At 61.9% G+C, this 13,025-nt stretch carries 13 protein-coding genes; 10 read left to right on the forward strand and 3 right to left on the reverse strand.

Annotated features, from left to right (window positions below; genetic code table 11):
• The first annotated feature begins 74 nt into the window (after nt 1-74).
• The 3 genes from J3Q04_RS23375 (at nt 75) to J3Q04_RS23385 (ending at nt 1,828) form a co-directional block, all read left to right on the forward strand.
• Nucleotides 75-476, forward strand: a complete 402-nt coding sequence (locus J3Q04_RS23375) for a lysozyme inhibitor LprI family protein (RefSeq protein ID WP_434609121.1) — start codon at nt 75-77, stop codon at nt 474-476.
• A gap of 109 nt (nt 477-585) precedes the next feature.
• On the forward strand, nt 586-1,362 hold the full coding sequence (locus J3Q04_RS23380; protein WP_434609119.1) for a DUF4239 domain-containing protein: 777 nt from the start codon (nt 586-588) through the stop codon (nt 1,360-1,362).
• A 49-nt stretch (nt 1,363-1,411) separates the two neighbouring features.
• Complete coding sequence (locus J3Q04_RS23385; RefSeq protein ID WP_434609117.1) at nt 1,412-1,828, forward strand: DUF3010 family protein; 417 nt, start codon at nt 1,412-1,414, stop codon at nt 1,826-1,828.
• 130 nt (nt 1,829-1,958) lie between these two features.
• On the opposite strand, the gene J3Q04_RS23390 is transcribed toward J3Q04_RS23385, so the two are convergent.
• Nucleotides 1,959-2,918, reverse strand: a complete 960-nt coding sequence (locus J3Q04_RS23390) for a GlxA family transcriptional regulator (RefSeq protein ID WP_434609115.1) — start codon at nt 2,916-2,918, stop codon at nt 1,959-1,961.
• Nucleotides 2,919-3,105: 187 nt separating this feature from the next.
• On the opposite strand from J3Q04_RS23390, the gene choX reads away from it, so the two are divergent.
• From choX to J3Q04_RS23420, 6 genes are all read left to right on the forward strand, one after another.
• Nucleotides 3,106-4,050, forward strand: a complete 945-nt coding sequence (gene choX, locus J3Q04_RS23395; protein WP_420764953.1) for a choline ABC transporter substrate-binding protein — start codon at nt 3,106-3,108, stop codon at nt 4,048-4,050.
• Between the two features lie 71 nt (nt 4,051-4,121).
• Entirely contained in the window at nt 4,122-5,009 is an 888-nt protein-coding gene (locus J3Q04_RS23400) for a 3-keto-5-aminohexanoate cleavage protein (RefSeq protein WP_045157164.1), read from the forward strand.
• A gap of 143 nt (nt 5,010-5,152) precedes the next feature.
• Nucleotides 5,153-6,118: an L-carnitine dehydrogenase gene (locus tag J3Q04_RS23405; protein WP_420764954.1), complete on the forward strand. Its 966-nt coding sequence runs from the start codon at nt 5,153-5,155 to the stop codon at nt 6,116-6,118.
• Between the two features lie 160 nt (nt 6,119-6,278).
• Nucleotides 6,279-6,755, forward strand: coding sequence for a thioesterase family protein (locus J3Q04_RS23410; protein WP_434609112.1), 477 nt, complete (start codon nt 6,279-6,281; stop codon nt 6,753-6,755).
• 20 nt (nt 6,756-6,775) lie between these two features.
• Nucleotides 6,776-7,939: a gamma-butyrobetaine dioxygenase gene (locus tag J3Q04_RS23415; RefSeq protein ID WP_434609111.1), complete on the forward strand. Its 1,164-nt coding sequence runs from the start codon at nt 6,776-6,778 to the stop codon at nt 7,937-7,939.
• 370 nt (nt 7,940-8,309) lie between these two features.
• Nucleotides 8,310-8,573: a hypothetical protein gene (locus tag J3Q04_RS23420; RefSeq protein WP_434561889.1), complete on the forward strand. Its 264-nt coding sequence runs from the start codon at nt 8,310-8,312 to the stop codon at nt 8,571-8,573.
• Between the two features lie 94 nt (nt 8,574-8,667).
• Here the strand turns inward: J3Q04_RS23420 and J3Q04_RS23425 are convergent, their stop codons facing one another.
• Together J3Q04_RS23425 and J3Q04_RS23430 are read right to left on the reverse strand one after the other, a co-directional pair.
• Entirely contained in the window at nt 8,668-9,771 is a 1,104-nt protein-coding gene (locus J3Q04_RS23425) for a GlxA family transcriptional regulator (RefSeq protein WP_013694424.1), read from the reverse strand.
• Between the two features lie 477 nt (nt 9,772-10,248).
• A complete protein-coding gene (locus tag J3Q04_RS23430) occupies nt 10,249-11,625 on the reverse strand; it encodes an L-serine ammonia-lyase (RefSeq protein WP_434609108.1) in 1,377 nt (458 codons plus the stop codon).
• A gap of 433 nt (nt 11,626-12,058) precedes the next feature.
• On the opposite strand from J3Q04_RS23430, the gene J3Q04_RS23435 reads away from it, so the two are divergent.
• Nucleotides 12,059-13,006 carry a choline ABC transporter substrate-binding protein gene (locus J3Q04_RS23435; RefSeq protein WP_420764959.1) on the forward strand — a complete coding sequence of 316 codons (948 nt, stop codon included), beginning with the start codon at nt 12,059-12,061 and terminating at the stop codon, nt 13,004-13,006.
• The last annotated feature ends 19 nt before the right edge of the window (nt 13,007-13,025 follow it).

Below are 13,025 nucleotides of genomic sequence, written 5' to 3' on the forward strand. Positions count from 1 at the left end.
ATCTGTTATTTACCCGGCGCTTGGGCCAGAATCCGCGGCACCACTGGCTTCCACTGGATTTGAGCGACAACCCGATGAAATCGATCTTCCTTGCCCTGGCACTGATCAGCACCGTCGCCCACGCGACCGAAGACACCGAGCCCAACCCCTGCGACGAAGTTGAAAACGACGTCCAGACCCTGGCCTGTTCCGCCTATGGCAAAGCCGCCGCCGAGCAGTTGCTCAGCGACAACCTGCAGAGCCTCAACGAACGCCTGCAAACCCGCTACGCCAGCGACAAGACCCAGCTCAACGACATCACCGCCAAGATCAAGGCCGCTCAACAACTCTGGCAAAAACAGCGCGAAGCCGACTGCGCCATCGCCGCCTTCCCGGCCAAGCCCGGCAGCGACGCCTACAAAATCGCCGAAAACGACTGCATGGCCCAGGTGAGCGATGACCGGTCGGAGTTCTTGGAATCGATTGGGCAGGAGTGAACGAACAGCGGTTATAGGAAGAACTGCGCAACGCCGTCTACACTGGCTGTATACCCGTCCGAGCCGGGCTGTACAGACGAGTCACACACGACGATCAGAGGATTTTCGTATGCACTCTCTTACAGCCTTGCCCTTCTACGGGTTAGCCATCTTTATCGCCATCGTGCTGAGCATCGAGGCCGGTCGCCAAGTCGGCAACCGTCACCTGGCCCAGGACCCGGACGGCGCTCGCCAGGGCATCGGGGCCATCGAAGGCGCGGTGTTTGGCCTGCTGGCGCTGCTGATTGCCTTCACCTTTTCCGGGGCGGCCTCGCGCCTGGACCAGCGCCGCGCGTTGATCGTTGCCGAAACCAATGCCATGGGCACCGCCTGGTTGCGCCTGGATCTTCTGCCCGCCAGCGAACAACCGGACATCCGCCAGGCATTCCGAGAGTATGTCGATGCCCGTATCGAGTATTACCGCGACTTGCGCGAAGACGAAGTCGACGAAGCGGCCCATGACCGAGCCAATGATCTGCAGCAAACCATCTGGAAACGAACCGTCGCCGCCCTGCAACAGATGCCCACCCCAACCTTGGGAACGCCTGTGCTGCAGGCGCAAAACGAAATGATCGACATAACCACGACGCGCGCCGTGGCTCACGAAACCCACCCACCCCTGACCATTTACCTGATGCTCGTGACCATGACCCTGATCAGCGCCATGCTGATCGGCTACGGCATGGCCGGCACCCGGCAGCGCAACTGGCTGCACAGCCTGGGCTATGCGGCGGTGATGGTCTGCGTGTTGTATGTGATCCTGGATTTCGAGTACCCGCGCTTTGGGGTGATCCGGGTCGACTATTTCGACAAGATCATGCTGGACCTGCGGGCGAGCATGAATTGAGCAAGGCGGATAGACTGGCGTTCCAGACCTCCGGAATCCAAGGCCAAGCATGATCATCTGCGGCATCGAAATCAAAGGCAGCGAAGCGATCATCGCCGTTGCCTTGCTGGACCAGCAGGCGTTGAGCCACGTCGCGCTGAACACCAAGAAAATCGCCCTGGACGATGACGACGAAGCCGCCAACGTCAAAGCCTTCGCCGCGCAAGTGCGGGCTTTCGTGGCGGACAATGGCATCGACCGCATCGCCATCAAGAAGCGCAGCAAGAAAGGTGAGTTCGCGGGCGGCCCGACCACCTTCAAGATCGAAGGCGTTTTCCAATTGCTCGAAGGCTGCGAAGTGACACTGCTGTCGCCACAGAGCATCAACGCACAGAGCAAAAAACATGACTTCGCCCTGCCGACGACGCTGAACAAGTATCAGCATGAGGCATACAAGGCGGCGTGCTCGGCGTTGATGAAGAAGTAGCCCTTTCCAAACACAGTACCCGTGGCGAGGGAGCTTGCTCCCGCTCGGCTGCGCAGCAGTGGTGAACCGGTTTGCAGGGGTTACCTGTTGCACCGCGGTGTCTGGTTTTGGGGGCGACCGGGCCAGCCTGTCAAACCACCTCCCGCTCATCCCCCTGCCGCCGCCGATCCTCCCTAGGGCAACGTGCAAACCGTGCCCTGTAGCTGCGGGTGAAATACGACGGCGATTCGAATCCACAGGCAATGCTGACTTCCAGCACACTCATGTCGGTCTGGCGCAGCAGTTGCCGGGCCTTTTCCAAGCGCAGGCGCAGGTAGAAATTACTCGGCGTGTCGTTCAGGTGCAGGCGGAACAGGCGTTCAAGCTGGCGGCGCGTGACGTTGATCGATTCGGCCAGCGCCAGGGTGCTCAGTGGCGGTTCGCTGTTGGCCTCCATTTCTCCAATCACATGCACCAGCTTCTTGTTGCGAATGCCGTAGCGGGTGGCGATTTCCATGCGCTGGTGATCTTTGCGTGGACGAATGCGACTGAGCACGAACTGCTCGCTGACCTGGATTGCGAGTTCCGGGCCGTGGGCCTGCGCGATCAGGTCGAGCATGAGGTCAATCGAGGCAGTGCCGCCGGCGCAAGTGATGCGGCGGCGGTCGATTTCGAAGAGCTCCTGGGTCACGGCGAGCTGGGAATAGGACTCCTTGAACGCCTCGATCGCCTCCCAGTGCAGGGTGACGCGATGGCCATCCAGCAATCCCGCCTCCGCGAGCACCACGCTGCCGGTGTCGATTCCGCCGAGGATGACACCGTCGTTATCCAGCCGGTGCAACCACCTCTCAAGCACCGGGCTGACGAACTTCAACGGCTCGAAGCCCGCCACGATCCAGAGCGTCGCGCCCTTCTTCAGCGGCTCCAGCGCAGCATCGGCGTTGACCGACATGCCATTGCTCGCCAGCACCGCTCCGCCATCGGCACTCAGGACATGCCAGCGGTAAAGCTCGCCACGAAACCGATTGGCGACCCGTAACGGCTCGATGGCCGAAATGAAACCGATGGCCGAGAAACCCGGCATCAACAAGAAATAGAAATCCTGGGACATGAAACGCTCTCGGTTGGCGGGCAGCGTGCGGACCTTGATACGCCAGTTGCAACAACCGTTCAAGAGTCGCTGTAGTGCAAGAGCACGTCGCCGCTGTGCGTTTTGCCCCGCCCGGACCTGCGTAACGTGGCATCACCGGCGCACAGACACCGGGCCCCATAACAATAAGCTGCCGAGGAACCCGACAATGAAACGACTGATCAGCTGCTGCGTTATTGCACTCAGCACCACTTCTTTACTGAACCAGGCCGCCCTCGCAGCCGAACCCGCCGCCTGCCAGAATGTGCGCCTGGGCGTGGTCAACTGGACGGACGTCATTGCCACCAGCGCCCTGACCCAAGTGATGCTCGACGGCCTCGGCTACAAGACCAAGCAGACCAGCGCCTCCCAGCAGATCATTTTCGCCGGCATCCGCGATCAGCGCCTGGACATGTTCCTGGGCTACTGGAACCCGCTGATGACCCAGACCATCACCCCGTTCGTCGAAGCCAAGCAGGTCAAGGTGCTTGAGCAGCCCAGCCTGAAGGACGCCCGCGCCACCCTGGCCGTGCCGACTTACCTGGCCGACAAGGGTCTGAAGACGTTCGCCGACATCGCCAAATTCGAGAAGGAGCTGGGCGGCAAGATCTACGGCATCGAGCCCGGCTCCGGCGCCAACACCCAGATCAAGGCGATGATTGCCAAGAATCAGTTCGGCCTGGGCAAATTTCAACTGGTCGAGTCCAGCGAGGCCGGCATGCTCGCCGCCGTGGACCGCGCCGTGCGACGCAAGGAAGCCGTGGTGTTCTTCGGCTGGGCGCCGCACCCGATGAACGTCAACGTGCAAATGACCTACCTCACCGGCAGCGAAGACGCCCTCGGTCCGAACGAAGGCATGGCCACCGTGTGGACCGTCACCGCGCCGAACTACGCCGAGCAATGCCCGAACGTCAGCCGTCTGCTGAGCAACCTGACCTTCACCGCCGAAGACGAGAGCCGGATGATGCAGCCGCTGCTTGATCACAAGGATCCGCTCGAATCGGCCCGGCAATGGCTCAAGGACCATCCACAGGACAAACAGCGCTGGCTCGAAGGCGTGACCACCTTCGATGGCAAGCCGGCCGCCGACAACCTGAAACTCACCAGTAACTGACTGAACGTTATCCCTCTGCGCGATCTTCAAGGGCTGCGCAGTGACTCACCACGCCTGAAGGAATCCGCACCATGAACCACGACGTCATCATCACCTGCGCACTCACCGGTGCTGGCGACACGACCGCCAAGAGCCCTCACGTGCCGGTCACTCCGAAACAGATCGCCGCCGCTGCCGTCGAGGCCGCCAAGGCCGGCGCCACCGTTGTCCACTGCCACGTTCGCGATCCGCAAACCGGCAAGTTCAGCCGTGATGTGGCGCTGTATCGCGAAGTGATGGAGCGCATCCGTGAGGCGGACGTCGACATCATCGTCAACCTCACCGCTGGCATGGGCGGCGACCTGGAGATCGGTGCCGGCGAACGTCCGATGGAGTTCGGCCCCAACACTGACCTGGTGGGTCCACTGACCCGCCTGGCCCACGTTGAAGAGCTGCTGCCGGAAATCTGCACCCTGGATTGCGGCACCCTGAACTTCGGCGACGGCGACACCATTTACGTCTCCACTCCGGCGCAACTGCGGGCCGGCGCCAAGCGCATCACCGAGCTCGGCGTGAAGGCCGAGCTGGAGATCTTCGACACCGGCCACCTGTGGTTCGCCAAGCAACTGATCAAGGAAGGCCTGCTGGACAATCCGCTGTTCCAACTCTGCCTGGGCATCCCATGGGGCGCGCCGGCCGACACCACCACAATGAAAGCCATGGTCGACAACCTGCCCGCCGACGCGGTGTGGGCCGGCTTTGGCATCGGCCGCATGCAAATGCCAATGGCGGCCCAAGCCGTGCTGCTGGGTGGCAACGTACGGGTCGGGCTGGAAGACAACCTCTGGCTGGACAAAGGCGTGCTCGCCACCAACGGCCAACTGGTGGAGCGCGCCGGCGAAATCCTCAGCCGCCTCGGCGCACGGGTGCTTACGCCTGCCGAAGGTCGCAAGAAAATGGGCCTGGTCCAGCGCGGCTAAACCCGAGTCCACATCTCCCCCTTGTGGGAGCGAGCCTGCTCGCGATAGCGGTGCAAGAGCCTACACATTCGTCGACTGACACTCCGTCATCGCGAGCAGGCTCGCTCCCACATTTGGATCACCGCACTATTCAGGAAACCACCATGAGCTTTATCACCGACATCAAGACCTTCGCCGCCCTGGGCAGTGGCGTCATCGGCAGCGGCTGGGTCAGCCGCGCCCTGGCCCATGGCCTCGACGTGGTCGCCTGGGACCCGGCGCCCGGCGCCGAAGCCGCGTTGCGCAAGCGCGTCGCCAATGCTTGGGGCGCCCTGGAGAAACAAGGCCTGGCCCCTGGCGCTTCGCAGGATCGGCTGCGTTTTGTCGCGACCATCGAGGAATGCGTGCGCGACGCCGACTTCATCCAGGAAAGTGCCCCCGAGCGCCTGGAGCTCAAATTGCAGCTGCACAGCCAGATCAGCGCCGCCGCCAAGCCGAACGCGTTGATCGGGTCGAGCACCTCCGGGCTGCTGCCGAGCGAATTCTATGAAAGCTCGACCCATCCGGAACGGTGCGTGGTCGGTCACCCGTTCAATCCGGTCTACCTGCTGCCCCTGGTGGAAGTGGTCGGCGGCAAAAACACCGCACCCGAGGCCGTGCAAGCGGCGATTCAAGTCTACGAATCCCTCGGCATGCGGCCGCTGCACGTGCGCAAGGAAGTGCCCGGTTTCATTGCCGACCGCTTGCTTGAAGCGCTCTGGCGCGAGGCGTTGCACCTGGTCAATGACGGCGTGGCAACCACCGGCGAAATCGACGATGCCATCCGTTTTGGCGCCGGCCTGCGCTGGTCATTCATGGGCACATTCCTGACCTACACCCTGGCCGGCGGCGACGCTGGGATGCGTCACTTCATGGCTCAGTTCGGCCCGGCGTTGCAACTGCCCTGGACCTACCTGCCGGCACCGGAACTGACCGAGAAACTGATCGACGATGTGGTGGACGGGACGAGCGAACAGTTGGGGCAGCACAGCATTTCAGCTTTGGAACGCTATCGTGATGATTGCCTGTTGGCGGTGCTGGAGGCGGTGAAGGCCACCAAGCAAAAGCACGGAATGATTTTTAGCGAATAACACCATTCCTATGGCGAGGGAGCTTGCTCCCGCTCGGCCGCGCAGCGGTCGCAAAACCAGCGAATGCCATTTGGCTGATACACCGCGTACAACCGGTTTGGGGCTGCTTCACAGCCCAGCGGGAGCAAGCTCCCTCGCCACGATTGCATTGGAGTCCAACATGCCCACCCTCACTACCTACCAAACCCGCATCCTCCCAGAATGGGTCGACTACAACGGCCACCTGCGCGACGCCTTCTACTTGCTGATCTTCAGCTACGCCACCGATGCGTTGATGGACCGGCTCGGCCTTGACAGCCAGAGCCGCGAAGCCAGCGGCCATTCGCTGTTCACCCTCGAGCTGCACCTGAACTACCTGCACGAAGTGAAGCTCGGCGCCGATGTCGAGGTGCATACGCACATCATCGGCAACGATGCCAAACGCCTGCACCTCTACCACAGCCTGCACTTGGCGGGCGGCGACAAAGAGCTGGCCGGCAATGAGCAGATGCTACTGCACGTCGATCTGGCGGGGCCACGTTCGGCGCCGTTTAGCGAACAGACCCTGGGCCAACTCAAAGCCCTGCTCGACAGCCAGTCCGACCTGCCGGCGCCATCCTGCATCGGGCGTGTCATCGCCCTGCCACCCGCCCGATAAGCCTCCTATAGGAGACCGACATGCACACCGCCGCCGCAATTGCCGACTTCCGCAGCTACCCTCTGGTCCACGCCTTGACTGCCGCAATCCCCTTGGCCGACCGGGTTCACGTCACGTGGGCCGATGGTCGGATCAGTCCTTTTCATCACCAGTGGCTGCGGGACAACTGCCCTTGCCAGGCATGCGTCTACAGCGTGACCCGTGAGCAGGTCCTGGAGATTGTCGATGTGCCCGAAGATCTGGCGCCGGATGAAATCCGCGTTGATGGTGAAGGCCGCCTGCGCGTGGCCTGGCGGGACGGCCACCAAAGCCAATTCGACCCGGGCTGGCTGCGCGCTCACGCCTATGACGAAGTCTCCAGGGCCGAACGACTCGACGGCAGGCCGCAACGCCAGCTATGGCAGTGCGACTTGCAGCTGCCAGTGTTCGAATACCAGGCGCTGATGGAGGATGCCGACGCGCTGCTGCAATGGCTGCTGGCGGTACGCGACATCGGCCTGACCCAAGTGCGGGGCGTGCCCACCGAGCCCGGCTCGCTGAGACAGATTGCCCAACGCATTTCCTTCGTTCGCGAGAGCAATTTCGGCGTGCTCTTCAACGTGCAATCCAAGGCCGACGCCGACAGCAACGCCTACACCGCTTTTAACCTGCCGTTGCACAGCGACTTGCCGACGCGGGAATTGCAGCCGGGGTTGCAGTTCCTGCATTGCCTGGTGAACGAGGCCGTGGGTGGCGAGAGTATCTTCGTCGACGGTTTCGCCATTGCCCAGGCGCTGCGCCAGGAAGATCCCGATGCCTTCGAGGCGCTGTGCCAGATCCCGGTGGAATTTCGCAACAAGGACCGCCACAGCGACTACCGCTGCCTGGCGCCGATCATTGCGTTGGACGCCCTTGGGCAAGTCTCGGAGATCCGCATGGCGAACTTTCTGCGCGGCCCCTTTGACACCTCGGTGGAGCAGATGCCCAGGCTCTACCGCGCCTACCGCCGCTTCATCGCGCTGACCCGCGAGCCACGCTTTCGCCTGGTGCAACGACTCGAACCCGGGCAGCTCTGGTGCTTCGACAACCGCCGCACGCTTCACGCGCGCAACGCCTTCGACCCTGCTACCGGGGCGCGGCATTTCCAGGGGTGTTATGTGGATCGGGATGAATTGCTGTCGCGCATTCTGGTGTTGCAACGTTAGACCGCGTCATCGTTCATCGCGAGCAAGCTCGCTGCCACAGGTGAAAGCATTTCCCTGTGGGAGCGAGCTTGCTCGCGATAGCGGCCTGCCAGACAACCGATTATTTGCGGATTCACACAGGCAAAAAAATCCCCGATCAAGCCGTGACAGGATCGGGGCAGGAGCGTTACTGGAGGAGCTGTGGCGCGAGGGTGACCAAACCATCGTGATGCAGCTTGGGGCCAGTGTGCCCAGTCCCGGACCCAGCGAGTTAGCCGAAAACGACGCGTTCATAGTCAATCATGACAGAACGACGATTTGCCCTTGCCGCCGATTCGGGTGGCTACCAGAATCCAGGCACGACCCCAATCCCTGAACAAGGAAAAGCGTCATGATGTACGCCGATTTGATCGACCAGGAAGACCTGCTGGGCCATCTGAAGGCCCTGGGGTTGCAGATACCCAGTGGCGCGACTGCCGAGCAGGCGTGCGAGTGCGCCGTACGAGGCCTGGACAGGGCTCGCGCCAATGAGCTGCGCAGGCTGGTCAAGGAAATGTACACCAGCAGCGCGACCATCCTGCCGGCGGTGCGCCAGGCAATCGATCAGCAACTGTTGCCGGCGTTGGCGCAGTACCAGCAGAACCATAACGCCTGATGAAACCCATCGCGAGCAAGCTCGCTCCCACAGGATTTGTGAACGACACAAAACCTGTGGGAGCGAGCCTGCTCGCGATGAACGCGCTGAAGTCTTAGAGCCTCACACTCGCAAACGTCGACTCATTGCGCGCCTGGCTCAGCGCCGACAGCGGGCCGGACAGCGGCGACAGCACCAACGCCTGCGGCAGCGGCATCATCGCCACTTGTTGCGTGGTGTTGGAGCCGACGCGCTCGTCCCGTGGCGGAATGCCGAAGTATTCGCGGTAGCACTTGGAGAAATGCGGCGTGGAGACGAAGCCGCACACCGAGGCCACTTCGATGATCGACATCGGCGTCTGCTTGAGCAGTTGCCGCGCACGAATCAGTCGCAGCTTGAGGTAATAGCGCGACGGCGAACAATGCAGGTATTTCTGGAACAGGCGCTCCAGCTGACGGCGGGACACAGCGACGTACACCGCCAACTCGTCCAGGTCGATCGGCTCCTCGAGATTGGCCTCCATCAGCGCGACGATTTCCTGCAACTTCGGCTGGTTGGTGCCAAGCATGTGCTTGAGCGGCACACGTTGGTGATCCTGCTCGTTGCGGATACGCTCGTAGACAAACATTTCCGAAATCGCCGCCGACAACTCGCGACCGTGATCACGGCTGATCAAGTGCAGCATCATGTCCAGCGGCGCGGTGCCGCCGGAGCTTGTGAAGCGGTTGCGGTCAAGCGTGAACAGGCGCGTGCTCATCGAAACCCGTGGGAAAGCTTCCTGCATCGCGGCCAGGCATTCCCAGTGCACGCTGCAATCGAAACCGTCCAGCAGGCCGGCGCACGCCAGGGCCCAACTGCCGGTGCAGACTGCGCCAAGACGACGGGATTGACGGGCCTGGCCTTGCAGCCATGAGACATGTTCGCGGGTTACGGTGCGCTGGATGCCGATGCCGCCGCACACGATGACGGTGTCCAGGGCCGGGGCTTTGTGCATGGAGGCGTCCGGGGTGATCTGCAAACCGTCACTGGCCCAGACCTGGCCGCCATCGACGGTCAGGGTGGTCCAGCGGTACAGCTCGCGCCCCGACAGCTGGTTGGCCATGCGTAGCGGTTCCACCGCGGACGCCAGGGAAATCAGCGTGAAATTGTCCAGCAGCAGAAAGCCGATGGATTGAGGCGCACGGTTCTGGGGTTGGGCCCCGGAGTTGGACGTCGTCATCGCGGTATCTCCTCACACAAAGCGGGTGATGGCCTCAGGCGGAGGCTCTTGTTATTGCCCTCATTCTCTTGCGTGAGAGGGGCTTTATCGGGACAGAGCAATTGCCATGCCTAAATTTGAATGCGCGTTCAATAACTCCTGAAAACGACATGCCGGCGTGTCTATATAAGGGCCCTGTCAAGGCCGGGTTCCAAGTGCCATCATGGGCTGCGGGCGAACGCCAGGGCGGGCTGTGAGCAGATCGGTAGCACTTGTGGTCACTGGGCCGCGCCGTTTGCGCGATGGTTGTCACCGCAAGCGCGGGGACGGACGGTAGGGCGGCGTACAAAGGCGTGACCGCCAAGTCACGCCTTATCTGTTTGCGACGCGCCAAAACGTGGCGTGTTTTTCCTGCGGTGTGCGTTTTACGAGCGATTTTTCAACACCCGTGGCGAGGGAGCCTGCTCCCTCGCCACGGGATTATCTTGCAGTGCTGAATCAGCATTCCACCGCGCTTACCGCCAGCCCGCCCCGTGAAGTCTCTTTATATTTGTCGTGCATGTCGGCGCCGGTATCGCGCATGGTGCGGATCACACGGTCCAGGGAGATGAAATGCTGACCATCACCCCGAAGGGCCATCTGCGCGGCATTGATTGCTTTCACCGCGGCGATGGCGTTGCGCTCGATACAAGGCACCTGGACCAGGCCGCCCACCGGATCGCAGGTCAGGCCGAGGTTGTGCTCCAGGCCGATTTCCGCCGCGTTGCACAGTTGCTCCGGCGTGGCTCCGAGGATTTCCGCCAGGCCTGCCGCCGCCATGGCGCAGGCCGAGCCGACTTCACCCTGGCAGCCGACTTCGGCGCCCGAGATCGAGGCGTTCTTCTTGCACAGGATGCCGACCGCCGCCGCGCCGAGGAAATAATCCACGACGTTGGCGTCAGTAACGGCCTCGCTGAATTTCATGAAGTAATGCAGCACCGCCGGAATGATCCCCGCCGCGCCGTTGGTCGGCGCCGTGACCATGCGCCCGCCAGCGGCGTTTTCCTCGTTGACGGCCAAGGCGTACAAGTTGACCCACTCCATGGCGCTCAGGGTCGAGCCGATCACGTTCGGTTTGTTCAGCTCTTGCAGGCTGCGGTACAACTTGGCCGCGCGCCGACGGACATTCAAGCCACCGGGCAGAATGCCTTCGTGCTTGAGGCCCTGCTCGACGCAGTCCTGCATCGCTCGCCAGAGCCTCATCAGGCCGCTGCGAATCTCTTCTTCCGAACGCCAGACCTTCTCGTTGGCCATCATCAGCTCAGCCACTCGCAGGTTATGCGTGCGACACAGCCCGAGCAGTTCCTCGGCGCTGGAGAAGTCGTAAGGCAACTCGGTGGTGTCCAGGTCCATCACGCCGCTGGACGCCTGGGCCTGGTCGACCACAAAGCCGCCACCGACCGAATAATAGGTGTCGCGGTGCAGTTCGCCGTTTTCACCCTCCGCCACCAGCGTCATCGCGTTGGGGTGGAACGGCAGGTTTTCGTCGAGCAGGCGCATATCGCGGGACCAGACGAAAGGCACCGGCAGGCGGCCATCGAGCAGCAGGGTCTGGGTCTCGCGCAGCAGCTCGATGCGCGTACCGATTTGCGACGGATCGATCGAGTCGGGCCATTCGCCCATCAAGCCCATGATCGTGGCGGTATCGCTGCCGTGACCGATGCCGGTGGCCGACAGCGAACCAAACAACTGCACCTCGACCCGCCGCACATCATTTAAAAGCGACTTGGCCCGCAACGCTTCGACGAACAGCGCCGCTGCGCGCATGGGCCCCACGGTGTGGGAACTGGACGGGCCGATACCAATCTTGAACAGGTCGAACACGCTGATGGCCATTGCCTTGACTCTCCAGAACGGACACATCCGGGCGCGGGAGCGTCCGGTGGCGCAGCTGCTACGCTCAACGCCGGGATGGCCGCATCATCCGGCTTTTGAATGGGCTTTCGACGTCTGACACCGACGCAATCATGCCCACCAACGCCGCGTCTTTGTCGCGCAGGTTTTACGACGTTTTTTACGTATCAGAAGCCAGCCGAGGGCCGAAAAAATCTGTAAACGACGTCACCAACACTGGATGCGACCCTCCCTGTACTGGATACGACGCGCCCTGTAGGCGTCGGATTTGCACTGGTACATGATCGGTTACGGCTCGTTTGCAAGGCCGCGTGCCACGAAGAGTGCCCACGCGCCGCCAACCGCAACTTAAAAAAAGCAAAAAAGCGCGGTTGTCCCGACCGGACACTGCCGATAAAACACCAGGAGTCCACCCATGAAAGGTTCCACGCCGTTGTTGTTGGCCGCCATGCTGAGTCTTCCGATGCTGGCCAACGCTGCAGAACCCGCCCAATGCAGTACCGTCAACTTCTCCGATGTCGGCTGGACCGACATCACCGTGACCACCGCCACCACCAGCGTCGTGCTCGACGCCCTCGGCTACAAGACCAAGACCACGATGATCTCCGTGCCGGTGACCTACAAGTCCCTGGCCGATGGTAAGAACATGGACGTGTTCCTCGGCAACTGGATGCCGACCATGGAAAACGACATCAAGGCCTATCGTGAAGCGGGCACCGTGGAAACCGTGCGCGCCAACCTGGAAAACGCCAAGTACACCCTGGCGGTCCCCGAAGAGCTGTACAACAAAGGCCTCAAGGATTTTGCCGACATCGCCAAGTTCAAGAAGGAACTGGACGGCAAGATCTACGGCATCGAACCGGGCAACGACGGCAACCGCTTGATCCAGAGCATGATCGACAAGAACGCCTTCGGCCTCAAGGACGCCGGCTTCAAGGTCGTCGAGTCAAGCGAAGCCGGCATGCTTTCCCAGGTCGATCGGGCCCAGCGTCGCAGCACCGCCGTGGTGTTCCTGGGCTGGGAACCGCATCCGATGAACACCCGCTTCAAGATGAAATACCTCACCGGTGGCGATGAATACTTCGGCCCGAACTTCGGCCAGGCGACCATCTACACCAACACCCGCAAGGGCTATGCCCAGGAATGCAGCAACGTTGGCCAGTTGCTGAAAAACCTGGTCTTTACCCTGGACATGGAAAGCACGCTGATGGGCAACGTGCTGGACGACAAGATGAAGCCTGAAGCCGCCGCCAAGGCCTGGTTGAAGAAAAACCCACAAGTACTCGATACCTGGCTCGCCGGCGTCACCACCGTTGACGGTAAACCTGGCCTGGAGGCCGTGAAAGCCAAGCTCGCGCAGTAAAAAGCTTATGCCGGGCGAG

Origin of the sequence: Pseudomonas sp. D4-21 (assembly GCF_051132125.1) — a bacterium.
Taxonomy (GTDB): domain Bacteria; phylum Pseudomonadota; class Gammaproteobacteria; order Pseudomonadales; family Pseudomonadaceae; genus Aquipseudomonas.

What these genes read in the sequence shown, in the direction of transcription:
- J3Q04_RS23375 (WP_434609121.1), top strand. Translation starts at nt 75, where the DNA reads ATGAAATCGATCTTCCTTGCCCTGGCACTGATCAGCACCGTCGCCCAC.
- J3Q04_RS23380 (WP_434609119.1), top strand. Translation starts at nt 586, where the DNA reads ATGCACTCTCTTACAGCCTTGCCCTTCTACGGGTTAGCCATCTTTATC.
- J3Q04_RS23385 (WP_434609117.1), top strand. Translation starts at nt 1,412, where the DNA reads ATGATCATCTGCGGCATCGAAATCAAAGGCAGCGAAGCGATCATCGCC.
- J3Q04_RS23390 (WP_434609115.1), bottom strand. Translation starts at nt 2,918, where the DNA reads ATGTCCCAGGATTTCTATTTCTTGTTGATGCCGGGTTTCTCGGCCATC.
- choX (WP_420764953.1), top strand. Translation starts at nt 3,106, where the DNA reads ATGAAACGACTGATCAGCTGCTGCGTTATTGCACTCAGCACCACTTCT.
- J3Q04_RS23400 (WP_045157164.1), top strand. Translation starts at nt 4,122, where the DNA reads ATGAACCACGACGTCATCATCACCTGCGCACTCACCGGTGCTGGCGAC.
- J3Q04_RS23405 (WP_420764954.1), top strand. Translation starts at nt 5,153, where the DNA reads ATGAGCTTTATCACCGACATCAAGACCTTCGCCGCCCTGGGCAGTGGC.
- J3Q04_RS23410 (WP_434609112.1), top strand. Translation starts at nt 6,279, where the DNA reads ATGCCCACCCTCACTACCTACCAAACCCGCATCCTCCCAGAATGGGTC.
- J3Q04_RS23415 (WP_434609111.1), top strand. Translation starts at nt 6,776, where the DNA reads ATGCACACCGCCGCCGCAATTGCCGACTTCCGCAGCTACCCTCTGGTC.
- J3Q04_RS23420 (WP_434561889.1), top strand. Translation starts at nt 8,310, where the DNA reads ATGATGTACGCCGATTTGATCGACCAGGAAGACCTGCTGGGCCATCTG.
- J3Q04_RS23425 (WP_013694424.1), bottom strand. Translation starts at nt 9,771, where the DNA reads ATGACGACGTCCAACTCCGGGGCCCAACCCCAGAACCGTGCGCCTCAA.
- J3Q04_RS23430 (WP_434609108.1), bottom strand. Translation starts at nt 11,625, where the DNA reads ATGGCCATCAGCGTGTTCGACCTGTTCAAGATTGGTATCGGCCCGTCC.
- J3Q04_RS23435 (WP_420764959.1), top strand. Translation starts at nt 12,059, where the DNA reads ATGAAAGGTTCCACGCCGTTGTTGTTGGCCGCCATGCTGAGTCTTCCG.